The sequence below is a fragment of the Streptomyces sp. NBC_01288 genome (assembly GCF_035982055.1).
Classification (GTDB): Bacteria; Actinomycetota; Actinomycetes; order Streptomycetales; family Streptomycetaceae; genus Streptomyces.
Map to the genome: position 1 here is coordinate 6,582,226 of NZ_CP108427.1, position 25,080 is coordinate 6,607,305.

Sequence of the window (25,080 nt, forward strand, 5' to 3'; positions counted from 1 at the left end):
TCACCGCCTGGCCAGGAGGGCGTGGCGCGGAGGCCGGCCCCGTCGCAGGGGGGTGGCGGGCTCGGTGCCGGGGCGCATCGGGATGGCGCGAATCTCGGCGCGGGCGCGGGCGATCGCCGAGCACCGACCGTCGCAGTACCAGTGAGCGACCGCGCCGTCGGCTGAGCCGAGGACCTGGACCATGTCAGTGGACGGACGGTCGGAGTCGGTGACCGCGCTGCCGCACGCGTCGACCGTGCAGACCTCTACGACGGGGGTTTCATCGGACTGCCGTGGCGTGCCGGTGAGGCCCTCGTTCCAGGCCAGAGCCGCTTTGAGCTGGCCCTTGCTGGTCTCGGGCAGGCGCGGACGCTGTGCACGCGTGGGCATCAGCGCTCACCGCCCGGACCAACCAGGGCAGCCCACGACACCATGACCACGGCGAAGGCGAACGCCAGGGTGAGCAGCACGTACGCGGCGGGCATCAGCTGTCACCGTTTTCGGCGAACTCCGGGATGCCGGTGATGTCCAGCCCCATGGGCGAGGTCGCCGAGTGCATGCGGTCCACCGCCACTGCCAGCGCCTCGGAGCTGGAGAGGGCGTCGGACAAGGCCTGCGTCAGATCCCGTACGGCCTGGTCGGCGTCGCCTCCGTTGTCGATCAGGACGCGGCCGTGCTCATAGGTGTGCATCACGGGGCGGATGGTCTGCTCGATGGCCTGCGGCAGCATCCGCACGAGCTGAGCCAGGCTCCCGAGCGCGGAGTACGAGTGGCTGGGGTACTCCCAGTTCTTCGCGGCGCTGCGCGAGGTGTGGTTGAACTGGCGGACCTGGTCGGCAGCCTTGGACAGGGAGCGGGACGGCTCGGCCATCAGACGGCCACCTCCAGCGGGCGCTGAGCGCCGAACGCCACGCCGGTGATCCAGGCGGCGGCGTCCTCGAGCGCGGCCAGGCCGCGGGAGGTGTGGCGCCAGCGGGTGAGGGAGACCTGGTGCGCGCCGGCCTCGTCGGGAACCGCGCCGGCGATCCAGAGAGGCTCGCCCTCGGAGCCGAAGTGGCCGGTGATGATCCCGTACAGGGTCGCCCGGGTGATGGTCTGGGGCTGGAGGGTGACCAGGTACTGGTGCGGCTGGCTGCCGGGGAGGGTGGTGCCGTCGGGCCACAGCCACACGTCGCCGACCTGGCGCGGGGCCTGGCCCCAGCCGGTGTGCTGGGTGGTGGAGCGGGCCTCGGTGAGTCCCTCACCGGTGATGGTGTGCACGGTGTCGCAGTTCCGGCACAGCAGCCGCAGCTGCACGCGCCCGAACGTGTTGGTGTGCGAGCAGATGTCGTTGGTGCAGGTGTGGGCCTGGTCGTCGGTGGCGCCGGGGCGGAGGCCCTCGTCGCGGCGGACCTGCACCTCGTCCCAGGTCGGGTTGGCGCACCCCAGGGCGTGGGCGTACGGGGCCCACCCGAAGTAGGTTTCCTCGATCAACATCAGGCGGCCTTCTTGGCGTGGCGTGCGTTGTGCAGCACGCGGATGGGTTGGGTCTCGACCAGGACGAGCGGGGCGGCGTGTCGCGGCGAGCGCACGGGAGCGCGGACGGGCAGGGCCGGGGGCGGCTGGTATGCGGCGGGCCGGGGCGCGTCGTGAACGGACTTGGTGGCCAGCTCGCCGTCGGTGTCGAGCGCGAGCTTCACCAGGCCGAGCAGGACCACGCCGGTGCAGCAGCCGATCCCGCTGCAGACGAACCACTCGACGGTGCTCGCGGGCCCGGTCACGGTGCGACCGGTTCGGCGATCACGCCCATGAGCCGGGGAGCGGCGCGGTCCACGAGGAGGTCGGGTACGCCCTCGCCGCGCAGGTTCACGGTCACGCCCTTGCAGGAGCCGGCACCGATCGCCGTGTTGCCGTCGGTCGTGACCTCGCTGGGCGCGACACCGAGGCTGCCCAACCACCAGCGCCAGCAGTCCAGGGACTGCGGCCGTACGGTGATGCCCAGGGTGGTGCTGTCGGGTACCTCGGTGCTCACGACGTCGTGCTGAGTCGAGCGCAGACGCTCGCCCAAGACCACGGCAGGCGAGTCGAGATCGACGTCCAGGCCGACGCGCCTCACGCACCCGGCGAACGTAGACTCCTCGAACTCCCCATCTCTCAGGGCGAGTTCACTGTCGATGACCGCGTACCGGACCGGGCCGTCGTCACCGACGGCCGCGAGGGCCTTGGCGACCAGGGCGCGCACGGGCCCGGTCAGCTCAAGCGCCAAGGCCTCGCGCTGCGTTGCGGTCAACGGCAGATCAAGGAGGGCGCTCGCCATCTCGATGGCCGAGTGCAGCTTGAGCGGGATGTCCCGCGGGACCCCAGTCACTCTTCACCGTCCGCGACCGTGATCGGTGTGACGGCGGGTACCGCGGCGACGACGCTGGCGCCGAGCGGAACCGGCGGTGCGGCCTCAGGCTCGGGCATCGGGTCGACGGGCGTCGGCTCGCCCTCCAGCCGCGCAGCCACGTCCGGGGATACGAGCGCGCTACCACGGACCTCGACGTCCTTGATGCGCACGAGAACCTCAAAGTGGACGCCGTACTCGACGAACGCGCGGGTGACGGGGACGTCGACGAGGGAGGCGAAGGCCAGGAGTCCCTCGGCCCTGCTCTGGCGGAACTTCAGGTGGATGCGCCAGCCGGAGGGGAAGTCCTCCTCCAGCTCCAGCGCGAAAGGCAGCTGGTCCGCGCCGAGTTCGGCGACGACGATGCCGGCCACGGCATGGGCGTGGGCGAAGGTGTCCGTTCTCGGGGGAGCGGTGGTCGTGGTGGCAGTAGCCTGTTCCACGTGAACCTCATTTCACAGTGGTGAGGTGATCGGCTTTGTGGGGCTGATCCGGGTCGCGTCCGGGTCGGCCCCGCTTTCGTTTCAGCTGGCGTTCTCCAGCGCGCGGCCGCGGCTCGGCAGCGGGCGCAGGTAGCTCATGGGGTGGGAGCTGGCGCCCGACGGGGGCGCGGGGGTGACGGCCAGAGGGCCTGTCGCTGGCTCGTGGTGGAAGAGCACGTCGTCGATGCGCTGGAGGTCGGCATCCGAGAACGTGACGACGCGGCCCTTCTTGCTGTGCGGGAGCTTCTTGATGTGCCGGCGCAGCCACGACTCCTCGACGCGGAGGATGCTCGCGGCCTCGGGGTACGTATGCCGCCTCATGCGTTGACCCTGGTGCGGGGCGATTCGCGCGACCGGACACTGCGGGCCGCCTGAACCCAGAGGACATCTCCGTCGACACCGAGTCGCTCGGCCGCCCGGAGGGCCGCGTCGTACGGAAGCTGCTTGGTCTTTCCGGTCAGCAAGTTGCCGATCAGGCTGCGCGAGACGCCAGCGGCCTCGGCCAGATCCCGGACGGTGACCTTCTGACCGTCACCGGTGCGTTCCATGAGCAGCCGCAGGAACGTGCGGCCGGCGCATTCGTCGCGGTCAAACAGTTGGAACATGGGCAGTTCTTGGATCATGTCCACCTCGTGTGACAACTTGTCTCGCTGGTGAGACATCAGGAGTGTGGCACGAGATGGACAAGTTGTCTATCTCCTGAGACAGCGCGGTAAGAATTCGCCAATGACCCGAACGCGCCCTAGCGGTGGGCGTCTAACCTCGTGGACACTTTGTCTTGGACCGGATACACAAGGGCGCGCTGAACAGGCAACTCATCACTCACGTATCACCAGTCACGTGGACACCCCGCACCCAGTACGCGATTCGGAGTGGCAGGATGATCCCCATGGTGGAGCAGGCGGCACGGACGGATCTCTCGGATCTCGTCCGCACACGACGAGCGGAGCTTGGGCTCTCCCTGCGCGCCCTCGCGGAGCGGTGCATCAACCCTGACGAGCCGCAGGCCGGACCGGTCGTCGATCACAACTGGATCGACCGCCTTGAGAAGGGCATTCTGCGCGACATCCCCGACTATGCCCGTCTCGCCGGACTGCATGCGGGTCTGCAGGTGCCGCTCGGGCTCGTCCAGGAAGCTGCAGGCGCGCAATTCTGGCGTGTCGACACCGTCTGGAGCGATGACGGTGACGTCCGCGCCCTGGTGCACGACTATCGCGATATGACCCCGGAGGACAGGGAGCGCGTCAAGGTGCTCATGTCGTCCTGGCGCAAGCTGAAGCGCGACTGACCAGAACTTTTCCGCGCCAACTCCCTTGCTCCTCTGCCCTGTTGGCGCGTGACGGTTACTCACCGTGGAATGCCTATTGGCTGAAAGTGTCGGTCAGTGTCTAATGGTGCTCCGCCTGGGGGGTGGAAGTGACCGAAGGTGCTGCGTACTGGCGTTGAGCCAGTGGCGGCGCGCGTGACAGGGGGCGCCATGCCGGACCAGTACACGTCGGCCGTGTACCACGTTGCCCAGCCGGGGCGAATACCGCCGGGCGAGCTCATCCACGTTGAAGATCGACCAGGCGCGATGGCCAGCATCTACCTGCATCCGCTCCATGTGCGGGGCCCTCTCGTCTGGGAACTCAACTGGATAACCAGACATCAAGTCGGTGACGGGCTGTGGCGGCAGCGATGGACCCATGAGGGGCGAATGCAGGAGCCTGTCGAAGGGCTAGGGATAGCTGTCTCCCGGTGGGAAATCGTTCCTGCGCGCGCCATGCCCGGTCAGTGCTACGTGGCGCCCGTTGAGGAGGAAGGGAGTTGTATCTGGCTCGTGCGTGACGGCCAGTGCACCCACGCTCTTCGGGACGCCATGAACGCGATCCTTGAACGGATCGCGGGCGATGGCCTGTGGTTGCAGCACTGGTACGACAGGGGCAAACCGCTGCCCACGTCCGACGCGACACCCGTCCCGACGCCGCCCGCAGTGCCGTTGTCGGTATAGCCGCCGAAGCTCTGGCCAGGGCTGGAACGTTTAGTACTACTTTCGGCTACCACTTGATTCACTCTGGTCACAGCCTGAGCGGTGTGGCATCGTCATTGATCCGCCTGGGTGGCGATAACGGACACATTCGTCCATGCGTTCGAACACCAGAACGAATGTATGGGCGTGCCGCGGCTAGGGGGCCTCGCTCATGGCAGACGACGACGCGGCAGCCAGGCAGTTCGGGAACGCTGATCGTCCCGAGGCCGTCAGCCCACCAACCCCTCACATGCAGATCGACATCCACTACGTTGACTCGCTGCCCGTAGGGCGAGCCGTCATGCCCGTAGAGACGGAAGGCCACTTTGCGTGGCTCGTCGTCCACGGCCACATCTCCCACCAGGCCGGCCAGGAGATGGTCGCCGAGCTCAACCACATCGTGCGCTCCGGGCTGTGGTGCCAGAACTGGCGGCCACCGCAGCCCGGATAGCGCTAGACCACCCTCTGAAGGTGCAAGCGCGGCTCAGGCAGCGCCATGGCGGCCTCGACGGCGGCGGCGATCTCGCCGTCGAGGGCCCGCACCAGGTGCCCGTACCGGTCCACCGTCGTCGTGATCGACTCGTGGCCCAGCCGCGCCTGGATCGCCGGCAGTGGAATGTTCGCACCGATCAGCCACGCCACATGCGTGTGCCGCAGATCGTGCATGCGTGGCCGCTTCGTCAGCCCCTTCTTGACCGCTCCGTCGAGGGCCCGCTTCCACTTCCGGTTGTAGAAGTTCGAGTGCCGCCAGGCCGCACCGTCGCGGCCTCGGAAGATCCACTGCTCGGGCTGTCCGCCGAGCATGTGGTGCCGCAACAATTCCATCTGCCCGGCGGACAGGGCCAAGGTCCGTCGGGCCTTCTTCGTCTTGGGCGGACCGACCTGGAAGGTGTTGTCCTCCTGCCGGCGCCACGCGCGCTGGATGCTGATCGTCTTCTTCCGTGTGTTCACGTCCCGAACCTGCAGCGCGGTGATCTCGCCCCAGCGCAGCCCCGTACCCACGAGGAAGTCGGCGAGGTCCGCCGCGCGCGGGTCGAACGACCGGAGTTCGCGGCTGATCAACGCGTACTCCTCGTGCTCGAGGAACGTCATCTCCTCCTCGGTCTGATCGTCGGTACGCGGCAGCCGGGTCTTGGCGCAGGGGTTCGCCGTACGCAGCGGTTGCACCCCGTCGACAGCTGCCTGGAAGACGCAGAACAGGAGGCCGTGCCAGTTGCGGATGGACTTGGGGCTGGCCTTCGCGATCAGCCACTCGTCCGGCTTGTGCGGGTCACGCATGCCTTCCTCGTTCACGCGCACCCAGTCCTGCAGATCGTCCTCGGTGACGTTGCAGACGGTCGCCTCGAGGACACGCCCGTCCCGGAGGGTGTGCACGACCCCGCCGTAGGCGCGCTCGACGCCGTCCGGGCCCGTGTGACGCCGAGTGGCGAAGTGGTTGTCGATGTCCCGGTGGTAGTCCGACTTGGTCCGCGCTGTGACACCGGTGAGGCGGTCGACGTAGCGGTGCGCCCACGCCAGGAGGGGAACGTCGTCGGGGTGCGTCTCGGGCTCGACGAACCCCTTGCCGCGGACCCAGCCGTAGGGCCACTTGTTGCCATGCGCTTCGACGAGCTTCTTGAACTCCGCCGCCTGGTCCTCGCCGCCGTCACCGCCGAAGTTCTCGGTCTGCCAACTGCCGTCCTGCCGCCACTTCACCTGGAAGGTGCTCTCGCCGCCCTTCTTGGGGCGTTCCACGATGCTTGCCATGCGTGGACGATAAGGCGCGAAAGGGTGCCTCCGGGAGGGGCCTTGTTCCCGTGATGTTCCCAAAGGAGCGGACACGACGAAGGGCTGACCCGTTTTCACAGGTCAGCCCTTGATCATTCAGGGTGAGTGACGGGACTTGAACCCGCGACTTCCTGGACCACAACCAGGTGCTCTACCAGCTGAGCTACACCCACCATGCCCGGTCGTTCACTCTGTAAGTTTCCGACCGGCCGAGAAAAAGTGTACAGGGTCCGAAGGGGTGCTCGCGCACGCCTTTTACGAGGTGGGCAGGACGTGCTTCGCGGCGATCGTGCGGGCGGTTTCCGAGTCCGGCCCGGGCTGCGGGACGAAGATCGCCTCGCGGTAGTAGCGCAGCTCGGCGATGGACTCGCGGATGTCGGCGAGGGCGCGGTGATTGCCCTTCTTCTCGGGGCTGTTGAAGTACGCCCGCGGGTACCAGCGCCGCGCCAGCTCCTTCACCGAGGACACGTCCACGATGCGGTAGTGGAGGTACTCCTCCAGGGTCGGCATGTCACGGAGCAGGAAACCGCGGTCGGTGCCGACCGAGTTGCCGCACAGCGGGGCCTTGCCCGGCTCCTTGACGTGCTCCCGGATGTACGCCAGGACCAGCTCCTCCGCGTCGGCCAGCGTCGTACCGCCGGCCAACTCGTCGAGCAGGCCGGATGCGGTGTGCATCTGGCGTACTACGTCCGGCATCGTCTCCAGCGCCTGGTCCGGCGGGCGGATGACGATGTCCACCCCTTCGCCGAGCACGTTCAGCTCGGAGTCGGTGACGAGGGCGGCCACCTCGATGAGAGCGTCGTCTGACAGCGAGAGGCCGGTCATCTCGCAGTCGATCCACACCATGCGATCGTTCATGTGTCTAACCTTAAGGTGCGTGCCGCCCGGCTGAGCCGACCGTGCGCTGACCTTGTGCCGCCGGTACATGCGGAAACCCCCGGAGATCTCCTGCGAGAGACCTCCGGGGGCGTGCGGTTGCTACGTAGCGCTCCGCTGGCCGGGCAGACTCGCGGCCCGGCTTGTGGCGTACGCCTCACGGCCGTTCCCCTCGGCGGAGGCCGACGCGGACGCCGTCGCCGACAGCGCGCTGGCCGCCGTACGACGGGTCTGCATCGGGACCGGGCCGTCCGGGTGCAGCGCGGGCGGCAGCCCGGCCGGACCCAGGGACGCCGGACCGCCGGGCTGGCCGGGAGCGCCGTCGCTGTCCACCTGCTTGTCGCCCTGGGGCCTGCGGGCGCGGTACGCGGCCCGGTAGGCGGCGGGCGACGAGCCCAACTGGCGCCGGAAATGGCCGCGCAGAGCCACCGGCGAGCGGAAGCCGCAGCGCCCCGCGACCTCGTCCACCGAGTAGTCCGACGTCTCCAGCAGGCGCTGCGCCTGGAGCACCCGCTGCGTGATCAGCCATTGCAGGGGAGCGCTCCCGGTGAGCGAGCGGAAGCGGCGGTCGAACGTACGCCTGCTCATGTATGCGCGTGCCGCCAGCGTCTCCACGTCGAACTGTTCGTGGAGGTGCTCCAGCGCCCAGGCGACGACCTCCGCGAGCGGGTCGGCGCCGATCTCCTCTGGTAAAGACCGATCGAGGTAGCGCTCCTGACCGCCGCTTCGGCGCGGTGGGACCACCAGGCGCCGGGCGAGCGCGCCGGCCGCCTCGTTGCCGTGGTCCGTCCGCACGATGTGGAGACAGAGGTCGATTCCGGCCGCCGTACCGGCGGACGTCAGCACGTCCCCGTCGTCGACGAAGAGTTCCCTCGGATCGACGTGCACCGACGGATAGCGCTTGGCCAGCGTCGGCGCGTACATCCAGTGGGTGGTCGCGGGACGGCCGTCCAGCAGGCCCGCCGCGGCCAGCACGAAGGCGCCGGTGCACAGGCCGACGATGCGGGCCCCTTCTTCGTGCGCACGGCGGATCGCGTCGAGTGCCTCCTCCGGCGGCGGCGAGGTGATCGACCGCCAGGCCGGCACGACGACGGTGCCCGCCCGTGAGATCGCCTCCAGGCCGTGCGGTGTGGTGAGTTCCAGCCCGCCGGTCGTGCGCAACGGCCCTTCTTCGCCACCGCACACAAGAAGGCGGTAGCGCGGAACTCCGGCGTCCTGCCGGTCGATTCCGAACACCGACAGCGGTATGGAACTCTCGAAGATGGGGCCGCCGCTGAACAGCAGCACCGCGACGATCTCCTTGCGGCGTCGCCCGGAAAGTTTCCGGGCCGCGGCTTCCGGCGCGGCAGTGGAGTCGTGGCTCATACTGCTAAGCCCCCCTCGGTGGTCGCGTCGCCCCTATCTTGTCGGGCTTGTCGCTCCAGCACGTTTCCCCTCGGTCCTGCACGAGTCCCCCGCCGTAAGACGTCAAGATCGAATCTACTGTGTCCAGTGGTGCCGGGGTGACCAGTTCGGCAACCGGCACATTGTCGACATGGCAACTTGGCGTGAAGCATTCGATCACGAAGCGTTGCACTCGTGGGCCGTGCAGGGAAGTGCGCCTCGTCTTAGTGGCCAATCCCCGTAGGGTGCGCAAGGCCCCCCAGACCCTTTCGGTGCAGGTGGAACGGGGGTTGGGGGGTGGTTCGGACAACAGATGCCCGGTGGCCGGAAGTTGGCTGAAAAGCGTCGGGCGCGTGCGCGGAAACCGGTCAGTCGACCGGTGCACTTCCCCCGGCGTGCCGCCCGCCCCTGTGCGCCCCCGCCGGGGCCCGGTGACGGTGGCCGCGGTGCGAGGAGTGTTCTTCGGCCAGTGGTGGTGCCTGCTCCTCGGGCAGCAGCCTGGCCTCGCCCTGTTCGGAGCGGCGCAGCAGCACCCGGCAGGCGGCGGTGACGGCCGCGAGACCCAGGGCCGTACCGGTGGCGCCGGCGAACGAGGTGCCGTACCAGAGGAGGACCACGGGGACGAGGACACAGCTGAAGACCGCCCAGCGGACCACGTCGGTGGCGCTGTCGTGGCTGGGGTGTGCCTCGGAGGTCGTGCGGTGTCCGGACATGGCGTGCTCCCTGGGGCGGCGGCTCGCCGGGTTCAACGCGTGTTCGATGCGTCGGTCACTGTAGGGCAGTCCATGGAGGGACACGGACGCCCGCGGATAAGTGAATCCTGTGCAAACCGCCTGTACGGGGCAGCAACCATTGCGTTACGGGCGCCCCCTCGTGCATGCTCCGGGGAACTCCGCCGGAGCATGTGCGGGATATGGGCTAAGGAGGAGTGCCGCCGTACCCTTGGGGGTATGGGGTTGGGAAGATGATTCCCGGACACAGCTCCGCCGCACCCTGTTGTCCCCTCCCAAGAGGATCAAAAAGCCGAGACACCCATGGCCGGTCACGAATCTTTCGAACCAGCGGACCGCAAGCGCCCCGTCGCCGATCCCACGGCGGCCGAGCCCCTGGCGGCGGAACAGCCACGTCATTCCTGCGATCCAGCCTTCAAGCACGGAGTGGTCGTCGGCTTCGACGGCTCCACGTCCAGTGAGCGTGCCCTCGCCTACGCGATCGGCATGGCCCATCGCTCGGGCTCGGGCCTGGTCATCGTGCATGTAGCCAACCGGCTGCCCACCACGGTGTGGGCGGGCTGCGAGCCACCGGTCTTCGTCGATGTGCCGGACCACCGCACCGAGGTGCTGGGTCTGGAGCTGGCGTGCGCCGAGTACTTGGCGGAAGTGCCCTGGATCCTTGTCGAGCGGGGTGGCGACATCTGCCATGAACTCGAAGAGGTGGGGCGGGAGTACGAGGCGGACGCGATCGTCGTCGGCTCGACCCACGGCATCGTCGGGCGCATCTTCGGGTCCGTCGCGGGGCGGCTCGCGAAGCGGGCGCAACGACCCGTCGTCGTCATCCCGTAGGTCCGTGGCCCGGCCGGATCGCTCCTGAATTCCCTGTTGTGCAGAGGTGTTTGTGTCCTTGTGAAGGGCATATATCGGTCACACCGCACCAACGCACATGCATGAAGGGAGCCCGCCGTGGACAATGACGTCTCTGCGGGAAGCACCACCTCGATCGTCGGCCGACTCGCCCTGGGAATCACCCTGTTGGCGTTCGGGCTCGGGTACACGAATGTCATCGACGGGGTCTCCACGGCTGACGCCGTGTCACTGGCCCACTACGTGGGCGGAGTTGCCCTCTTCGTCGTCGGACTGCTCGCGTTCCGCGAGGGCGACACGGCTGCCGGTACGGCGTTCACGGCGTTCGGCGCGCTCTGGTTCACCTGGGCCGTCTCCGCGGGGGGCTCCGCCTCGGACAACGCGGCGGGGTTGTTCCTGGTCCTGTTCGCCCTCGTCGCCCTCTCCGTGACCCTCGCGGGTGGGGATCAACTCACCCAGGGGACCTACGGGTTGTTCTTCGTCTCCCTCGTGCTGCTCGCGATCGCTCAGTTCGCCGGGAACGACGGGCTGGGGAAGGTCGGGGGGTGGTTCGGTGTCGCTGCGGGGGCTGTTGCCTGGTACTCGGCGACGGCTGCGCTTGCGCACTGGCCGACGGTTCTTCCTCGGCGGGCGGCTGGTCGGGGCGTGACGGCCACCAGCTGACCGGTAACAGGGAGGCCCCCCGCGTGTGTGAGGCAACACGTGGGGGGCCTTTCTGTTCGTCGGCCGCTTCGGTGCGTGGGGGCTGGTCGCGCAGTTCCCCGCGCCCCTTTGGGGCGCTCTACTCCACCGTGACCGACTTCGCGAGGTTCCTCGGCTTGTCGATGTCGCGGCCGAGTGCCAACGCCGTGTGGTAGGCGAGGAGTTGGAGCGGGATGCCCATCAGGATGGGATCCAGTTCGTCCTCATTCTTCGGGACCACGATCGTCTGGTCGGCCTTTTCCTGGTGCTGGTGGGCCACCGCCAGGATGCGGCCGCTGCGGGCCTTGATCTCCTCCAGGGCGGCGCGGTTCTTCTCCAGGAGGTCGTCGTTGGGGACGATCGCGACCGTGGGGAGGGCCGGCTCGATGAGGGCGAGGGGGCCGTGCTTCAACTCCGAGGCGGGGTAGGCCTCGGCGTGGATGTACGAGACCTCCTTGAGCTTCAGGGAGGCCTCGCGGGCCACCGGGTAGCCGCGGACCCGGCCGATGAAGAGCATCGAGTGGGCCTCGGCGTATTCGGCGGCCAGCTTCTTGATCTCCTCCTCCTGGTCCAGGATCTCGGTGATCTGGGCCGGGAGCTTGCGCAGGCCCTCGATGATGCGCTTGCCGTCGCGGACCGAGAGGTCGCGGGTGCGGCCGAGGTGCAGGGCCAACAGGGCGAACGCGACTGTGGTGTTGGTGAAGCACTTGGTCGAGACGACGCAGACCTCGGGGCCCGCGTGCACGTACATGCCGCCGTCCGCCTCGCGGGCGATCGCCGAGCCCACGACGTTGACCACGCCGAGTACGCGGGCGCCCTTGCGCTTCAGCTCCTGGACCGCCGCCAGGACGTCGTACGTCTCGCCGGACTGGGAGACCGCGATGTAGAGGGTGTCGGGGTCGACGACCGCGTTGCGGTACCGGAATTCGGAGGCTGGCTCGGCGTCCGCGGGGATGCGGGCCAGCTCCTCGATCATCTGGGCGCCGATCATGCCCGCGTGGTACGAGGTGCCGCAGCCGAGAATCTTGACGCGGCGGATCTGCCGGGCCTCGCGGGCGTCCAGGTTCAGGCCGCCGAGGTGCACCGTGGAGAAGCGGTCGTCGATGCGGCCGCGCAGCACGCGGTCCACGGCGTCGGCCTGCTCGAAGATCTCCTTGTGCATGTAGGTGTCGTGGCCGCCCATGTCGTAGGAGGCGGCCTCCCACTCGACGGTGGTGGGCTCGGACGTGGTGCGGGTGCCCTCGGTCGTGTATGTCCGGAAGTCGTCGGCCTTGAGGGTGGCCATCTCGCCGTCGTCCAGCGTCACTATCTGGCGCGTGTGCGTCACCAGTGCGGCGATGTCCGAGGCTACGAACATCTCCTTCTCGCCGATCCCGAGGACCACCGGGGAGCCGTTTCGAGCCACCACGATGCGGTCGGGGAAGTCGGCGTGCAGAACGGCGATGCCGTACGTCCCCTCGATCACCCGGAGGGCGTCGCGGACCTTGTCCTCCAGCTTCTCCTGCTGCGAGCGGGCGATGAGGTGGGTGAGGACCTCGGTGTCCGTCTCGGAGAGGAACTCGACGCCGTCCGCCTCCAGCTTCTTCCGGAGGTCGGACGCGTTGTCGATGATGCCGTTGTGGACTACGGCGACCTTGCTGTCGGCGGACAGGTGCGGGTGGGCGTTCACGTCGGAGGGGGCGCCGTGCGTGGCCCAGCGGGTGTGGGCGATGCCGGTGGTGCCCTTGAAGCGTGCCGGGACCTTGGCCTCCAGGTCACGGACCCGGCCCTTGGCCTTGACCATCTTCAGGCCGGCCGTCTTGGGGGTCGTCACGACGATGCCCGCCGAGTCGTAGCCGCGGTACTCCAGCCGTTGCAGGCCCTCCAGCAGCAGCGGGGCGACGTCACGCTTGCCGATGTATCCGACGATTCCGCACATGTATAAGGATTCCTAGCCGTAGACGATGCGGCGCAACTGCCTGAGCGTGAGCTCCGGCGGCGCGACCGCCCGGTATTTCAGGTCCGCCTCGATCCGGTCGAAGATCGTCGCGTTGACCAGGCCCTGGGCCTGGAGCTCGCGGTGGCGGCGACGGACGTAGACCTCGGTCGTCTCGTCGAAGTAGGCGAGCACGTCCTGGATCACCCGCAGTGCCTCGCCCCGGTTGAGGGGTGAGGAGCGCGTCAGATGATCAACGAGTTCGTCGTGCACCTGGATGATCCTGGGGTACCGAAGGGAGGTTTGCAAGAATCCTGCCCGATATCGGGCAACGGGCTGTTGAAAGTCTTATGGGGCTCTGTTCGTAAGCTGTCCATCCTGTGTCTTGCGCACCGTTGCCCATGTCGACGAGTTTCAGACGCCATGGACATTCCTCGTATGGGCGTACCCGCGGAGCTCGCTGAACGCATGAGCATGGCGGAGCAGCACGAGTACCTGCGCTCGAAATTCTCGCGGCGCACGATGATCAGAGGCGGTGCCGTCACGCTCGGCGCCGTCGCGGGTGGCGTGTTCGTACCGGGCGGCATCGCCCAGGCGGCCGTCCCCACCCAGGCCGCCGCCACCACCAGGACCACCCCGGCGACCGAGTCGGTGAACGGGGCCCTCGTCTCCCCGTTCGGCCGGCACCTCGCCTTCGGCAACGACCCGAGCACGGAGGTGACGGTCTCCTGGCAGGTCCCGACCAACGTCAAGAAGCCGTTCGTCCGGATCGGCGCGCACCCCTGGGACCTCTCCCACAAGATCGAGGCCGAGGTGCGCTCGCTGTACACCCCGGCGGGCGTCGGCGCGAGCGGCGACCACACCCAGTACTACCTGCACGCCAAGCTGACCCACCTGCGCCCGGGCAAGACCTACTACTACGGCGTCGGCCACGCGGGCTTCGACCCGGCCGAGGCCCACCTGCTCGGCACCCTGGGCACCTTCACCACCGCCCCCGACCGCGCCGTGCCGTTCACCTTCACCGCCTTCGGCGACGAGGGCGTCGGCTACCACGGCCTGGCCAACAACAGCCTGCTGCTGGGCCAGAACCCGGCCTTCCACCTGCACGCCGGCGACATCTGCTACGCCGACCCGGCGGGCGCGGGCCAGACCGCCGACGCCGGCTTCGACTCGCGCACCTGGGACCAGTTCCTCGCGCAGACCGAGTCGGTCGCCAAGTCCGTGCCGTGGATGCCCGCCTACGGCAACCACGACATGGAGGCCTGGTACTCGCCCAACGGCTACGGCGGCGAGGACGCCCGCTGGAACCTGCCGGACAACGGCCCCGACAAGGCGAACCTGCCGGGCGTCTACTCCTTCGTCTACGGCAACACGGCGGTCATCTCGCTGGACGCCAACGACGTGTCCTTCGAGATCCCGGCCAACCTCGGCATCTCCGGCGGCACCCAGACCAAGTGGCTGGAGGCGCAGCTCAAGAAGTACCGCGCGTCCCGTGACATCGACTTCGTGGTGATCTTCTTCCACCACTGCGCGTACTGCACCTCCACCGCGCACTCCTCGGAGGGGGGAGTGCGCAACGAGTGGGTGCCGCTGTTCGAGAAGTACACGGTGGACCTGGTCATCAACGGCCACAACCACCAGTACGAGCGCACCGACGTCATCAAGAAGAACGCGGTCGTCAAGAAGCTGCCGATCGGCGGCACGGCGTACCCGGAGACCGAGGGTGTCGTCTACGTGACCGCGGGCGCGGCCGGCCGCAGCCTGTACGCGTTCTCCGCCCCGGACTCCTACGAGGGCCACGTCGCCGACCTCGACTCGGTCGCCGCCTTCGTCAACACGAAGGACGGCAAGGTCAACGAGACGGTCGCCTGGTCGCGCGTCCGCTACCTCAACTACTCGTTCCTGCGCGTCGACGTCCAGCCCGCCCACAAGGGCCGTACGGCGACCCTGACGGTCCGCGGCATCGCCGAGACCGGCGCCGAGATCGACCGCTTCACGGTCGCCCGCAAGGCCAAGTAACCCTGAAATAGTCCGAGTTGTGTCCGGAAGGCAGGGCGCGACTCACCCGACAGGCGGTCCTCGACTCCCGGATGGTCACATCCGTTTGAGGACCGCCTGTTTGGCCAGCGCGAACTCCTCGTCCGTGAGCACCCCGTCCCGGTGCAGCTCACCGAGTTCCCGCAACCGCCGCAGCAGCGCGTCATGCCCGTCCTCCGTCGCGGCCGCCAACTGCCGTACGGGCTCCGGCCGTTCAGGTCGTACGTCCGTCTCGGCGGCCGGGTGCGGCAGGCGCGCCTGTACGGCCGCGGCGACCAGGGCCATCAGCGGGTCCTTCCTGAAGCCCCACAACTCCACGGAGTTGGGGTCGTACTTGGGCGGCGCCTTGGTCGGCGCGTGGCGCACCGAGAAGCGGATGTAGCCGTTCTCCAGCCCGGCCGACGGACGCCACTCCACGCCGACGAGGTCGGTGACGGCGAGCGTGCGGGCGCCGGCGGCGGACTTGGCGTCCTCGGTCTTCCAGTTCCACTCCAGCCGGACGCGCTCGCCGTCGAAGCTCGCCGTGCCGTCCCCGGCGGACACCGAGAGCGGTACGGCGGGGCCCGGCAGCAGGTACGTGTCCACCGGGTCGGCCGGTACCTGGTCGAGCAGCAGGGCGTTGCGGACCTCGTCCACGAAGTACTCGGCGACGCCGTACCGGTCCGATTCGACGGGGAGCTGATAGGGGTCGTCGCCCTCGGTGAGTCGGCCGCCGGTGGCGTGCAGCAGCGGGTCGGCGCCGTCCCGCAGTCGCAGTCTCAGCCGCCCGGACTTCCGGCCCTGCTCGAAGGAGACGCCCGCCAACGCGCCCAAGGGGACGACGAGTTCGCCGAGTGTCTTGCGGAACAGGCCGACGTTCTTGTCCCGTCCGGGAGTCAGCCGCAGGGCGTCGCCGTCGAAGATCCAGGTGCCGTCCTTCTGGATGATTTCCGCCATGGGAGGGATTCTTCCACCGGTCAGGCGACAGAATGGTCTGTACCTGTCCGGGCTCAAAGGAAGTTCAAAGGAAGGGACCGCTCGTGAGACGCCTTGTGAGACAGCGCCACAGAACGACCCGCCTCCTCGGTTCGCTGCTGCTCGTCGCCGCCGCGAGCGTGTCCGTCGTCGGCGCCGCACCCTCCGCCGCGCCCGCCACCGCCACCCCGCTGGGCCGGGTGGTCCCGGCGCCCGCCAAGGTCACCCCTGCCGGGCATCCGTACAAGATCACGAGCAGCACCCGTATCCGCGTCGACGACACCCGGGAGTCGCGCCAGGTCGGCGCGTACCTCGCGGGCATCCTGCGCCCCTCCACCGGCTACCGGCTGCCGGTCACCTCGCGCGGCAAGGGCGGCATCCAACTCCGCCTGGCCAAGGGCACGTTCGGCGCCGAGGGCTACCGGCTCGTCAGTGGGGTCTCGGGGGTCACCATCACCGCGAGCAGGCCCGCGGGACTCTTCCACGGCGTGCAGACCCTGCGCCAACTCCTGCCCGCCGCCGTCGAGAAGAACTCCGTGCAGCGCGGCCCCTGGCAGATCGCGGGCGGCACCATCGAGGACTCCCCGCGCTACGCCTACCGCGGCGCGATGCTCGACGTCTCCCGGCACTTCTTCACCGTGGCCCAAGTCAAGCACTACATCGACGAGTTGGCGCTCTACAAGATCAACACCCTGCATCTGCACCTCAGTGACGACCAGGGCTGGCGCATCGCGATCAACTCCTGGCCCCGCCTGGCGACTTACGGCGGCTCGACGGAGGTCGGCGGCGGCACCGGCGGCCACTACACGAAGGACGACTACAAGGAGATCGTCCGCTACGCCTCCTCGCGCTTCCTGGAGGTGGTCCCGGAGATCGACATGCCGGGCCACACGAACGCGGCCCTCGCCTCCTACGCCGACCTGAACTGCGACGGCGTCGCGCCCCCGCTCTACACGGGCACGGACGTCGGCTTCAGCTCGCTGTGCGTCGGCAAGGACCTCACGTACCGCTTCGTGGACGACGTGGTCCGTGAGCTGGCCGCGATCACCCCGGGCCGCTATATCCACATCGGCGGCGACGAGGCGCAGTCCACCAGCCACGAGGACTACGTCAAGTTCATGGACCGGGTGCAGCCGATCGTCACCAAGTACGGCAAGACGGTGATCGCCTGGCACCAGATCACCGGCGCCCACCCCGTGAAGGGCGCGCTCGCCCAGTACTGGGGTCTCGACGACACCGACGCGGCCGAGAAGGCGCAGGTCGCCGAGGCCGCGAAGAACGGCACCGGGTTGATCCTCTCGCCCGCCGACCGGGTCTACCTCGACATGAAGTACACCGAGGACACCCCGCTCGGCCAGGACTGGGCGGGGCTCGTCGAGGTCAAGCGGTCCTACGACTGGGACCCGGGCAACTACCTTGCCGGGGTGCCGAGTTCGGCGATCCGGGGCGTCGAGGCGCCGCTGTGGTCGGAGACCATCGTGACCAGCGCGAACATCGACTACATGGCCTTCCCGAGGCTGCCGGGCGTGGCCGAGCTGGGCTGGTCGCCGGCCTCGACGCACGACTGGGACACGTACAAGGTGCGGCTCGCGGCACAGGCCCCGCGCTGGGACGCGCTGGGGATCGACTACTACCGGTCGCCCCAAGTGCCTTGGCCCGCACAGTAGTTGAGCAGTATCTGTACATAGGGCGGGCACCCCGGGGGACCGTACCCCGGGGTGCCCGCCCGCTTGTGGTGTCAGAACCCGGCGATCGGGTTCTTCAGGGTGCCGACGAGCTGGAGCGCGCCGGACGGGTCCGCCAGGTCCACCATCTGCTTGTTGTCGCGCAGCTGGAGGCGGTTGAGGCAGGACAGCGAGAACTCGGGCGCGAACATGTCGTACTGCCGGAACTTGTCGGCGAGTTCGGGTGCCGCGTCCTGGTACTCGCGGGTGACGTCCGCGACCGTACGCCAGAAGTCGTCCTCCGCCAGGACGCCCTCGGCGGCCAGGCCGGCGGCGAGGAAGCGGAAGAAGCAGTCGAAGACGTCGGTGAAGATCGAGAGCAGTTTCTTGTCCTCGGGGACCTCGACCCGCAGCCGCTCCACCGTCGGCGGCAGCACCGCGTCCGGGTCCATGACGGCGATCTCCTCGGCGATGTCCTTGTAGATCGCGCGCTCGACGACACCGTCCTTCAGGACGAGGATGACGTTCTCGCCGTGCGGCATGAACACCAGGTCGTAGGCGTAGAAGCTGTGCAGCAGCGGGGTGAAGTACGCCCGCAGATACCGCCGCAGCCACTCCACCGGGGCCAGTCCCGAGCGCTCGATCAGCGCGCCGGCGAAGGACGCGCCCTCGTGGTCCAGGTGCACCAGCGAGGCCATCGTCGCGAGGGACTCGCCGTCCTGGAGCGAGGAGACCGGGCTCTCGCGCCACAGGGCGGCGAGCATCTTGCGGTACGGCGAGTAGCGGTCGGTCGCGGCCTCGTACTCCAGGTGCCGGTAGCCGACGGCGGCCTGCTCGCGGATGATCGACAGGCCGGTGGACTTCAACACCGGGTCGTTGTCGATGAGTTGGGCGAGCCAGTCGTTGATCGCCGGGGTCGCCTCCATGTAGGCGGCCGACAGTCCGCGCATGAAGCCCATGTTGATGACGGACAGGGCCGTCTTCACGTAGTGCTTCTCGGGGTGGGACTTGTTGAAGAAGGTCCGGATGGACTGCTGGGCGAGGTACTCGTCGTCGCCCTCGCCGAGACACACGAGGTGACCGCGGGCGATCTCGGCGGCGAAGGTGACGCTGAGCTTGTTCCACCACTGCCAGGGGTGGACGGGGATGAGGAGGAAGTCGTCGGGGTCGAGACCCCTTTCGGAAAGTGTGTCGCGGAAACGGTTCAGCGTCACACTTCCCAGCTCCTCCCTCAGGAAGGACTCGTACTCGATGCCCACGCCCGCCGTGAACGCCGCACGCGAGCGGTGCGCGGCCAGCCACACCAGGCGGACCGGGCTCGCGGTCTCGGGGGCGTACGAGAGGTACTCGTGGATGCCGAAGCCGAGCCGGCCGTTGTTGGCGACGAAGCAGGGGTGGCCCTCGGTCATCCCCGTCTCGATGGCCTGGAAGTCGCTCTTCACCAGCTCGGCGACCGGGATCTGCGGCTTGGTGAGCTTGTAGCAGGTGCCGGAGAGGGTGGAGGAGATCTCCTCCAGGTAGACCGGCAGGATCTCCTCGCTCAGCCCGAGCGCCTGCTTCAGCTCGATGAAGAACTCCAGGGCGGCGAGCGGGAGTTCGGCGCCGTCGCGGTGACGGGTGATCGAGTCGGCGTCGACCTGCCAGTGGTCGAGGGCGTGCCGGGTGGCGGTGAACCGGTAGCGGGTCAGACCGTCGTCACTGCGGACGACGTACAAGTCGCCGTCCTGCTCGGCCAGTTCAGGTGTGATCAGCCGCTCGTGCGCGAACTCGGCGAGGGCCTTGCGGATGAGGAGGCGGTTGGCCTTCTCCCAGCGCTCGGGGGAGAGATGGGCGACGGCGTCGGCGAGGCTCATGCGGACACCGCCGTAGCGGCTGTCGCCGTCAAGAACTGTTCCCGTGTGCAGAAGCTCAACAAGGCTTTCTTCTCCGGCTTTTGGATCTCACGCTCGGGCACGAACCCGACCGCCTCGTTCAGGGCGTGCACGGCGGTGTTGGACACGTCCGGTTCCACGACGACACGTTCGACGGCCGGGTCCTCGAAGAGCCGGGCCAGCACGGCGGTGATCACCGCACGGGTGAAGCCGTGGACGGGCGCCCCGGTGGCCGGCGTCAGGAAGTGCATGCCGACGTCACCGGGCAACGGCTCGTACAGGCCGACCAGTTCGCGGTGACGGGGGTCGTAGTACTCCATCAGGAAGACGGGGACACCGTCCTGGAGCCCGAGCAGCGCGTGCTGGTGCTCGTCGGCCGCGATCTCCATGTACGCGCGCTCGACGTCCTCCAGTTTCGCGTCCTGCATCATCCAGAACGCGGCCTTGGGATGGGTGAGCCACCGGTGCAGCAACTCGGCGTCCTGGAGCGGGTCGAGGGGGCGGAAGGTGAAGGTGCCTGTTTTGGTGAGGGTGCTCATACTGCGAACTCCTGGAACGCGATGGTCTGTTCGACCGGGTAGTACTCGGTGCCGAGCAGCTCACGGATGATGTACGAGTTGCGGTACGCGCCCATGCCCAGGTCCGGGGACGTGATGCTGTGCGCGTGGACGCCCGCGTTCTGGAGGAAGACGCCCCGGCCCGTGGTGTCGATCGAGTAGTTGCGCGCGATGTCGAAGTTGCCCCGACTGTCGTAGCGCAGCCGCTCGTGGACGGGCTTGAGGAACTCCGGCTCGGCGTACCTGTAGCCGGTGGCGAGGATCAGGCCCTGGGAGCGCAGGGTGTAGTCCTTCTCCTGCTCCTCCTGGCGGAGACCGAGTTCGTAGACGCCGTCGCGGTAAGTGGCGCTGTCCAGCGAGGAGTTGGTGAGCAGCCGGGTGGGAACGGGCCCGCCGACCTTCTTCTGGTACAGCAGGTCGAAGATCTCGTTGACGAGGTCGCCGTCGATGCCCTTGAAGAGGCCCTTCTGCTCGGCCGTGAGGCGGTAGCGGGTCTGCTCCGGCAGGGCATGGAAGTAGTCGATGTACTCCGGGGAGGTCATCTCCAGCGTGAGTTTCGTGTACTCCAGCGGGAAGAAGCGCGGCGAGCGCGTCACCCAGTTCAACTCGTAGCCGTGGACGTCGATCTCGGCGAGCAGGTCGTAGTAGATCTCGGCGGCGGACTGCCCGCTGCCGACCAGCGTGATCGACTCCTTGGCCTGCAACTCCGCTTTGTGCTGCATGTACCGGGAGTTGTGGATGAAGTCCCCGCCCAACCCCGCGACGGCCTCCGGGAGATACGGCGGGGTACCGGTGCCCAGGACCAGATGCCGGGCGCGGAACACGTCACCGGCCGTGGTCTGGACGGCGTAGACCTCGCCCTGTTCCTCGTACGTCACCTCGCTCACCGTCGTGCTGAAGCGCACGTTGGTGAGTTTGTTGGCGGCCCAGCGGCAGTAGTCGTCGTACTCGACGCGCAGCGGGTAGAAGTTCTCGCGGATGTAGAAGGGGTACAGACGCCCCTTCTCCTTCAGGTAGTTGAGGAAGGAGTACGGCGAGGTCGGGTCGGCGAGGGTGACCAGGTCCGACATGAACGGGGTCTGGAGGTGGGCGCCGTCGAGGAACATGCCGGCGTGCCACTCGAAGTCGGGCTTCGAGTCCAGGAAGATTCCGTCGAGTTCGGCGATGGGCTCGGTGAGGCAGGCGAGGCCGAGGTTGAAGGGTCCGAGCCCGATGCCCACGAAGTCGTAGGTCTTGATGGCGGGTTCAGGATGCGCGGTCAAGGGACTCTCCCAGGTACTGCTCGGCGTGGCCGGCGATCAGGTCGAGGACGGCGGCGATGTCGTCGGCCGTCGTCTCGGGGTTGAGCAGGGTGAACTTCAGGTAGTGGCGGCCCGCCACCTTGGTGCCCGCGACCACCGCGTCACCGGAGGCGAACAGGGCCTTGCGGGCGTACAGGTTGGCGCGGTCGATCTCGGCCGGGTCGGTGACGGCGGCCGGGATGTAGCGGTAGACCAGGGTGGACAGCGAGGGCGCGACCACGACGTCGAAGCGCGGGTCGGCGGCCAGCAGCCTCCACCCCTCCTCGGCCAGGTCGCAGACCTCGTCGAAGAGTTGGCCGACACCGTCGGCGCCCATCACGCGCAGCGTCATCCACAGCTTGAGCGCGTCGAAGCGGCGGGTGGTCTGGAGGGACTTGTCGACCTGGTTGGGGATGCGCTCCTGCACCGCGCGGCGCGGGTTGAGGTACTCCGCGTGGTAGGTCGCGTGGCGCAGGGTGTCGGCGTCGCGGACCAGCAGGGCGGACGAACTCACCGGCTGGAAGAAGGACTTGTGGTAGTCCACGGTGACCGAGTCGGCGCGCTCGATGCCGTCGATCCGGTCCCGGTACTTCAGCGAGGCGAGCAGACCGCAGCCGTAGGCCGCGTCGACGTGCATCCACACCCCGAACTGCTCGCACAGGGCGGCGACTTCGGGCAGCGGGTCGATGGAGCCGAAGTCGGTGGTGCCGGCCGTGGCGACCACAGCCATGGGCACCAGCCCGGCGTCCTTGCAGCGCTCCAACTCGCGGGCGAGCGCGACCGTTCGCATGCGCTTGTCGGCGCCGACGGGTATCGACACGACGGAGTCCTGCCCGAGGCCGAGCAGTTTCGCCGACTTCTTCACGCTGAAGTGGCTCACCTCGGAGGCGAAGATGCGCAGTTTGGCCAGGCTGTCGGTCTTGGCCTCCTCGCGGGCCAGCAGCAGCGCCTGGAGGTTGGACTGGCTGCCGCCGGAGGTGAACACCCCGTCGGCGTGCGGCCCGAGGCCGATCCGCTCGTTCGTCCAGTCGATCAGTTTCCGCTCGATGAGCGTGCCGCCGGCCGACTGGTCCCAGGTGTCCAGGGAGGAGTTGACGGCGGAGAGCACCGCCTCGCCGAGCACCGCCGGGATGACGACCGGGCAGTTGAGGTGGGCGAGGTAGCGGGGGTGGTGGAAGTAGATCGCGTCACGCAGATAGACCTCGTCCAGCTCGTCCAGCACCGCGCCGGTGTCGTGGAGCGGGCGGTCGAGGTCGATCCGGTCGATGAGGGGGGAGAGGGCGTCGACCGTGACGCCGGTGAACGGTCGTTCGGTGGTGGCGAGTTTGGCCGCCACCCGCTCCACGCCTTCCGTCACGGAGCGGCGGTAGTGCTCCGCAGTCGTGTCATTGAGCAGGTGCGAGCGCATGTGAGGGTCCTCCGGTGGGGAAGTCCGTGCGGGACAGGTGAGCGGCGGGGTTCCGCAACATAAACTTAGGTAAGCCTAACCTAACTTAATGTCCACGAAACCCACCGCTCCCGTGACAGCCGTCACTCACGCATCAGTGGCCCCTCACACCGTCACCCGGCGTCGCGCAACTGCTCCTCGCTGAGCCCCTGCCGCCAGTACCCGACAAAGGTCACCCGCCGCCGGTCGAACCCACGCTCACCCACGAAGTGCCGCCGCAGCGCCTTCACTTGACCGGCCTCGCCCGCGATCCACACGTACGGCCGCTCGGCGGGCGGGAGTTGGGCATCCCGAAGGGCGCCGAGGGTCATGGGGGACCCCTCGACGCCCTGGTTCTCACGCACCAGCCAGGTGACCTCGGCATCGGCGTCGGTAGCCAAGTCCTGAATATCCCCGGCATGTTGGACTTCCAGCCACACCCGCGCACGGGTCCCCGCGGGCAGCCCCTCCAGAATCGCCGAAGCGGCCGGCACGGCGGTCTCATCGCCCCACACGACCACCAGATCGGCATCCTCCGGCGGCCGGAACCGAATCGCCCGATTGTCCGCGACAGCCGGCCCGAGCAGCACGACCCGATCACCGGCGGAGGCACACGACGCCCAACGGGAGGCGGGCCCGGCGGGTTCGTGCAGCACGAAGTCGATGTCGATCTCGTCGGGGCAGCGGCGCAACGCGCGCAGGGTGTACGACCGCATCACGGCCCGTACGCCGTCCGGGAGTTCACGCCAGCCCTGCCACCACCCGTCCCCGAGCTCGTACGGAACAGCGGGCTCCACCTGACCGGGTTGGGGAAGAAAGAGCGACAGGGACTGATCACACCCGTCGGAGAAGAAGTAGGCCAGATCGTCCCCCGCGAAGGTGACCCGGACCAGAGACGGCCCGAGCCGCTCCGTCCGCACAACCTGGAGTGAAAAGAAGCGGAAGGGCGCGGCAACGGCCGTAGTCATGGGGCAACTCCTCAATCGGAGGTCAGGGGCAATCCCTTAGGGGCGCGGGGAACTGCGCGACCAGCCACACACGGCCCGCAGCTCCCCACAAAGCGCAACCGCCCCTAAATCAGCTGACCTTCTTCGCGTTCTCAATGGCCTTCGCGAGATCCTCAAGCAGCGGCGCACACTTGGCGTACGACAGAATCGGCTCAGGATTACGCGCGATGACCTGCCCGGCCTTGACAGCGGGGAGCTTCTTCCACGTGCCCTCGGTAATGTCCGCGGGCTGAACCGCCGACGTCCGGTTGTCCATCATGATGACGTCCGCCCCGTACTTGTCGACGTTCTCCCAGCTCAGGTTCTCGTACCACCCACCGCTCGCCTTCAACGCGGCAGCGGACGGTTCGACGAAGTTCACACCGAGCGCCTTGAAGTACTCCAGGTCGACGGAGAGGTTCGACCCGGAGACGTAGAAGATGTCCTGGCTCGCGGACCCCACGAGAACCTTGATGTCCGGCTTGGCCTTGGCCGCGGCCCGCAGCCGTGCAGCCGCGTCCTCGAACCGCTTCTTGGCCGCGGTGATCGTAGCGGAAGTGGTGTCCGCACCAAGGGACTTGGCAAGCTCCAGCATCCGCTGCAACGGCGTCGGCAGCTGCACGTCGTACACCGAGATACCGACGGTCGGCGCGCCCACGGCGAGGATCTTCTTCTTCGACTCCTCCGGGACGTACCAGAGCGTTCCGGCCGAGTCGAACATCGTGGTGATGAGGACGTCGGGGGAGAGGGCCGCGTACTTCTCGATGTTGAACTGGCCCCACTCGTTGCCGATGACGGTGACCTTGCTGATGTCGAGGTCGCCGGCCTGCACGTCGGCCTTGCCGTCCTTCAGCTTCGTCGGTCCGAAGACGCCCTTGGACTCGATGCCGTAGTCGTGCAGCGCGGCGGCGACGCCGATGAACGAGACGATGTTCGCCGGGATCTTGTCGGTCTTCGCGGTGGTGCCGCGGTCGTCCTTGAAGGCCCAGGGGCCGGACTTGGCGGCCGTCGTCTCCTTGTCCGAGCCACCGCTTTTCGCGTCTTCGTCGCCGCAGGCTGCGAGCACGGCACCGAGGCCGAGGGCGCCGCCCGCGGCGAGGATGCCGCGGCGGGAGAGGTGAGTGGCACGGGCGTTGGACATGTGTGGCTGCTTTCGAACAGGGCGGGAGCGCCCGCCGGACAATTCGAAGGTAGGTTAGCCTAACCTCACTACCTGTCCAATGGGCAGGGTGGCCGCCGCCCGGGTCTGTATGCGCGCTGTGGCTGTCC

Annotated in this window: 27 protein-coding genes and 1 tRNA gene; 6 read left to right on the forward strand and 22 right to left on the reverse strand. The window is 68.2% G+C overall.

Annotated features, from left to right (window positions below; genetic code table 11):
• From OG194_RS29835 to OG194_RS29870, 8 genes are all read right to left on the reverse strand, one after another.
• Nucleotides 1–369, reverse strand: a complete 369-nt coding sequence (locus OG194_RS29835; RefSeq protein WP_327403870.1) for a hypothetical protein — start codon at nt 367–369, stop codon at nt 1–3.
• 94 nt (nt 370–463) lie between these two features.
• Nucleotides 464–850 carry a hypothetical protein gene (locus OG194_RS29840; protein WP_327403871.1) on the reverse strand — a complete coding sequence of 129 codons (387 nt, stop codon included), beginning with the start codon at nt 848–850 and terminating at the stop codon, nt 464–466.
• Nucleotides 850–1,455, reverse strand: coding sequence for a hypothetical protein (locus tag OG194_RS29845; protein ID WP_327403872.1), 606 nt, complete (start codon nt 1,453–1,455; stop codon nt 850–852). Before OG194_RS29845 ends, OG194_RS29840 begins: the two co-directional genes overlap by 1 nt.
• A complete protein-coding gene (locus OG194_RS29850) occupies nt 1,455–1,739 on the reverse strand; it encodes a hypothetical protein (RefSeq protein WP_327403873.1) in 285 nt (94 codons plus the stop codon). Before OG194_RS29850 ends, OG194_RS29845 begins: the two co-directional genes overlap by 1 nt.
• Entirely contained in the window at nt 1,736–2,326 is a 591-nt protein-coding gene (locus OG194_RS29855; RefSeq protein ID WP_327403874.1) for a hypothetical protein, read from the reverse strand. The genes OG194_RS29850 and OG194_RS29855 overlap by 4 nt, the downstream gene beginning before the upstream one ends.
• Nucleotides 2,323–2,787 carry a hypothetical protein gene (locus OG194_RS29860; RefSeq protein ID WP_327403875.1) on the reverse strand — a complete coding sequence of 155 codons (465 nt, stop codon included), beginning with the start codon at nt 2,785–2,787 and terminating at the stop codon, nt 2,323–2,325. The genes OG194_RS29855 and OG194_RS29860 overlap by 4 nt, the downstream gene beginning before the upstream one ends.
• An 81-nt stretch (nt 2,788–2,868) precedes the next feature.
• On the reverse strand, nt 2,869–3,147 hold the full coding sequence (locus OG194_RS29865; protein ID WP_327403876.1) for a helix-turn-helix domain-containing protein: 279 nt from the start codon (nt 3,145–3,147) through the stop codon (nt 2,869–2,871).
• On the reverse strand, nt 3,144–3,449 hold the full coding sequence (locus OG194_RS29870) for a helix-turn-helix domain-containing protein (RefSeq protein WP_327403877.1): 306 nt from the start codon (nt 3,447–3,449) through the stop codon (nt 3,144–3,146). Before OG194_RS29870 ends, OG194_RS29865 begins: the two co-directional genes overlap by 4 nt.
• 266 nt (nt 3,450–3,715) lie before the next feature.
• Between OG194_RS29870 and OG194_RS29875 the strand changes: the two genes are divergently transcribed.
• Both OG194_RS29875 and OG194_RS29880 read left to right on the forward strand, forming a co-directional pair.
• The gene (locus OG194_RS29875; RefSeq protein WP_327403878.1) at nt 3,716–4,114 is read left to right on the forward strand and encodes an XRE family transcriptional regulator; all 399 of its coding nucleotides are present in this window, start codon (nt 3,716–3,718) and stop codon (nt 4,112–4,114) included.
• Between the two features lie 892 nt (nt 4,115–5,006).
• Nucleotides 5,007–5,285 (forward strand): hypothetical protein, encoded by a 279-nt coding sequence (locus tag OG194_RS29880; RefSeq protein WP_327403879.1) that lies wholly within the window; start codon nt 5,007–5,009, stop codon nt 5,283–5,285.
• A gap of 2 nt (nt 5,286–5,287) precedes the next feature.
• On the opposite strand, the gene OG194_RS29885 is transcribed toward OG194_RS29880, so the two are convergent.
• The 5 genes from OG194_RS29885 to OG194_RS29905 all read right to left on the reverse strand — a co-directional run bounded on the left by OG194_RS29885 (nt 5,288) and on the right by OG194_RS29905 (nt 9,573).
• Nucleotides 5,288–6,580, reverse strand: coding sequence for a site-specific integrase (locus tag OG194_RS29885; RefSeq protein WP_327403880.1), 1,293 nt, complete (start codon nt 6,578–6,580; stop codon nt 5,288–5,290).
• A 121-nt stretch (nt 6,581–6,701) separates the two neighbouring features.
• Nucleotides 6,702–6,774 (reverse strand) — tRNA-His (locus OG194_RS29890).
• An 82-nt stretch (nt 6,775–6,856) separates the two neighbouring features.
• Nucleotides 6,857–7,459, reverse strand: a complete 603-nt coding sequence (gene orn, locus OG194_RS29895; protein WP_327403881.1) for an oligoribonuclease — start codon at nt 7,457–7,459, stop codon at nt 6,857–6,859.
• Nucleotides 7,460–7,579: 120 nt separating this feature from the next.
• Entirely contained in the window at nt 7,580–8,842 is a 1,263-nt protein-coding gene (locus OG194_RS29900) for a GlxA family transcriptional regulator (RefSeq protein WP_327403882.1), read from the reverse strand.
• A gap of 386 nt (nt 8,843–9,228) precedes the next feature.
• Entirely contained in the window at nt 9,229–9,573 is a 345-nt protein-coding gene (locus OG194_RS29905; protein ID WP_327403883.1) for a hypothetical protein, read from the reverse strand.
• 321 nt (nt 9,574–9,894) lie between these two features.
• Here OG194_RS29905 and OG194_RS29910 point away from each other — a divergent pair, with 321 nt between their 5' ends.
• Nucleotides 9,895–10,422 carry a universal stress protein gene (locus OG194_RS29910; protein WP_019065779.1) on the forward strand — a complete coding sequence of 176 codons (528 nt, stop codon included), beginning with the start codon at nt 9,895–9,897 and terminating at the stop codon, nt 10,420–10,422.
• A 117-nt stretch (nt 10,423–10,539) separates the two neighbouring features.
• On the forward strand, nt 10,540–11,103 hold the full coding sequence (locus OG194_RS29915) for a GPR1/FUN34/YaaH family transporter (RefSeq protein ID WP_327403884.1): 564 nt from the start codon (nt 10,540–10,542) through the stop codon (nt 11,101–11,103).
• Nucleotides 11,104–11,221: 118 nt separating this feature from the next.
• Here OG194_RS29915 and glmS read toward each other — a convergent pair whose 3' ends face one another.
• Together glmS and OG194_RS29925 are read right to left on the reverse strand one after the other, a co-directional pair.
• Nucleotides 11,222–13,039, reverse strand: coding sequence for a glutamine--fructose-6-phosphate transaminase (isomerizing) (glmS, locus tag OG194_RS29920; RefSeq protein ID WP_327403885.1), 1,818 nt, complete (start codon nt 13,037–13,039; stop codon nt 11,222–11,224).
• A 12-nt stretch (nt 13,040–13,051) separates the two neighbouring features.
• Complete coding sequence (locus tag OG194_RS29925) at nt 13,052–13,309, reverse strand: hypothetical protein (RefSeq protein ID WP_327403886.1); 258 nt, start codon at nt 13,307–13,309, stop codon at nt 13,052–13,054.
• Between the two features lie 165 nt (nt 13,310–13,474).
• Here OG194_RS29925 and OG194_RS29930 point away from each other — a divergent pair, with 165 nt between their 5' ends.
• Nucleotides 13,475–15,055 carry a purple acid phosphatase family protein gene (locus tag OG194_RS29930; RefSeq protein ID WP_327403887.1) on the forward strand — a complete coding sequence of 527 codons (1,581 nt, stop codon included), beginning with the start codon at nt 13,475–13,477 and terminating at the stop codon, nt 15,053–15,055.
• A gap of 75 nt (nt 15,056–15,130) precedes the next feature.
• Here the strand turns inward: OG194_RS29930 and OG194_RS29935 are convergent, their stop codons facing one another.
• On the reverse strand, nt 15,131–16,009 hold the full coding sequence (locus OG194_RS29935) for a DUF4429 domain-containing protein (protein WP_327403888.1): 879 nt from the start codon (nt 16,007–16,009) through the stop codon (nt 15,131–15,133).
• A 95-nt stretch (nt 16,010–16,104) separates the two neighbouring features.
• Here OG194_RS29935 and OG194_RS29940 point away from each other — a divergent pair, with 95 nt between their 5' ends.
• On the forward strand, nt 16,105–17,694 hold the full coding sequence (locus OG194_RS29940; protein ID WP_327407249.1) for a beta-N-acetylhexosaminidase: 1,590 nt from the start codon (nt 16,105–16,107) through the stop codon (nt 17,692–17,694).
• A gap of 71 nt (nt 17,695–17,765) precedes the next feature.
• On the opposite strand, the gene OG194_RS29945 is transcribed toward OG194_RS29940, so the two are convergent.
• The 6 genes from OG194_RS29945 to OG194_RS29970 all read right to left on the reverse strand — a co-directional run bounded on the left by OG194_RS29945 (nt 17,766) and on the right by OG194_RS29970 (nt 24,952).
• Nucleotides 17,766–19,544: an IucA/IucC family protein gene (locus OG194_RS29945; RefSeq protein ID WP_327403889.1), complete on the reverse strand. Its 1,779-nt coding sequence runs from the start codon at nt 19,542–19,544 to the stop codon at nt 17,766–17,768.
• A complete protein-coding gene (locus tag OG194_RS29950; protein ID WP_327403890.1) occupies nt 19,541–20,101 on the reverse strand; it encodes a GNAT family N-acetyltransferase in 561 nt (186 codons plus the stop codon). The genes OG194_RS29945 and OG194_RS29950 overlap by 4 nt, the downstream gene beginning before the upstream one ends.
• Nucleotides 20,098–21,381, reverse strand: a complete 1,284-nt coding sequence (locus OG194_RS29955; protein WP_327403891.1) for a lysine N(6)-hydroxylase/L-ornithine N(5)-oxygenase family protein — start codon at nt 21,379–21,381, stop codon at nt 20,098–20,100. Before OG194_RS29955 ends, OG194_RS29950 begins: the two co-directional genes overlap by 4 nt.
• Nucleotides 21,365–22,807: a lysine decarboxylase DesA gene (desA, locus tag OG194_RS29960; RefSeq protein ID WP_327403892.1), complete on the reverse strand. Its 1,443-nt coding sequence runs from the start codon at nt 22,805–22,807 to the stop codon at nt 21,365–21,367. Before desA ends, OG194_RS29955 begins: the two co-directional genes overlap by 17 nt.
• Before the next feature lie 152 nt (nt 22,808–22,959).
• Nucleotides 22,960–23,793, reverse strand: a complete 834-nt coding sequence (locus tag OG194_RS29965; protein ID WP_327403893.1) for a siderophore-interacting protein — start codon at nt 23,791–23,793, stop codon at nt 22,960–22,962.
• Between the two features lie 109 nt (nt 23,794–23,902).
• Complete coding sequence (locus OG194_RS29970) at nt 23,903–24,952, reverse strand: ABC transporter substrate-binding protein (RefSeq protein WP_327403894.1); 1,050 nt, start codon at nt 24,950–24,952, stop codon at nt 23,903–23,905.
• Between the last annotated feature and the right edge of the window lie 128 nt (nt 24,953–25,080).

Coding starts and splice junctions, on each gene's coding strand:
- OG194_RS29835 (WP_327403870.1), bottom strand. CDS start 369: ATGCCCACGCGTGCACAGCGTCCGCGCCTGCCCGAGACCAGCAAGGGC.
- OG194_RS29840 (WP_327403871.1), bottom strand. CDS start 850: ATGGCCGAGCCGTCCCGCTCCCTGTCCAAGGCTGCCGACCAGGTCCGC.
- OG194_RS29845 (WP_327403872.1), bottom strand. CDS start 1,455: ATGTTGATCGAGGAAACCTACTTCGGGTGGGCCCCGTACGCCCACGCC.
- OG194_RS29865 (WP_327403876.1), bottom strand. CDS start 3,147: ATGAGGCGGCATACGTACCCCGAGGCCGCGAGCATCCTCCGCGTCGAG.
- OG194_RS29870 (WP_327403877.1), bottom strand. CDS start 3,449: ATGATCCAAGAACTGCCCATGTTCCAACTGTTTGACCGCGACGAATGC.
- OG194_RS29875 (WP_327403878.1), top strand. CDS start 3,716: ATGGTGGAGCAGGCGGCACGGACGGATCTCTCGGATCTCGTCCGCACA.
- OG194_RS29880 (WP_327403879.1), top strand. CDS start 5,007: ATGGCAGACGACGACGCGGCAGCCAGGCAGTTCGGGAACGCTGATCGT.
- OG194_RS29885 (WP_327403880.1), bottom strand. CDS start 6,580: ATGGCAAGCATCGTGGAACGCCCCAAGAAGGGCGGCGAGAGCACCTTC.
- orn (WP_327403881.1), bottom strand. CDS start 7,459: ATGAACGATCGCATGGTGTGGATCGACTGCGAGATGACCGGCCTCTCG.
- OG194_RS29900 (WP_327403882.1), bottom strand. CDS start 8,842: ATGAGCCACGACTCCACTGCCGCGCCGGAAGCCGCGGCCCGGAAACTT.
- OG194_RS29905 (WP_327403883.1), bottom strand. CDS start 9,573: ATGTCCGGACACCGCACGACCTCCGAGGCACACCCCAGCCACGACAGC.
- OG194_RS29910 (WP_019065779.1), top strand. CDS start 9,895: ATGGCCGGTCACGAATCTTTCGAACCAGCGGACCGCAAGCGCCCCGTC.
- glmS (WP_327403885.1), bottom strand. CDS start 13,039: ATGTGCGGAATCGTCGGATACATCGGCAAGCGTGACGTCGCCCCGCTG.
- OG194_RS29930 (WP_327403887.1), top strand. CDS start 13,475: ATGGGCGTACCCGCGGAGCTCGCTGAACGCATGAGCATGGCGGAGCAG.
- OG194_RS29935 (WP_327403888.1), bottom strand. CDS start 16,009: ATGGCGGAAATCATCCAGAAGGACGGCACCTGGATCTTCGACGGCGAC.
- OG194_RS29945 (WP_327403889.1), bottom strand. CDS start 19,544: ATGAGCCTCGCCGACGCCGTCGCCCATCTCTCCCCCGAGCGCTGGGAG.
- OG194_RS29950 (WP_327403890.1), bottom strand. CDS start 20,101: ATGAGCACCCTCACCAAAACAGGCACCTTCACCTTCCGCCCCCTCGAC.
- desA (WP_327403892.1), bottom strand. CDS start 22,807: ATGCGCTCGCACCTGCTCAATGACACGACTGCGGAGCACTACCGCCGC.
- OG194_RS29965 (WP_327403893.1), bottom strand. CDS start 23,793: ATGACTACGGCCGTTGCCGCGCCCTTCCGCTTCTTTTCACTCCAGGTT.
- OG194_RS29970 (WP_327403894.1), bottom strand. CDS start 24,952: ATGTCCAACGCCCGTGCCACTCACCTCTCCCGCCGCGGCATCCTCGCC.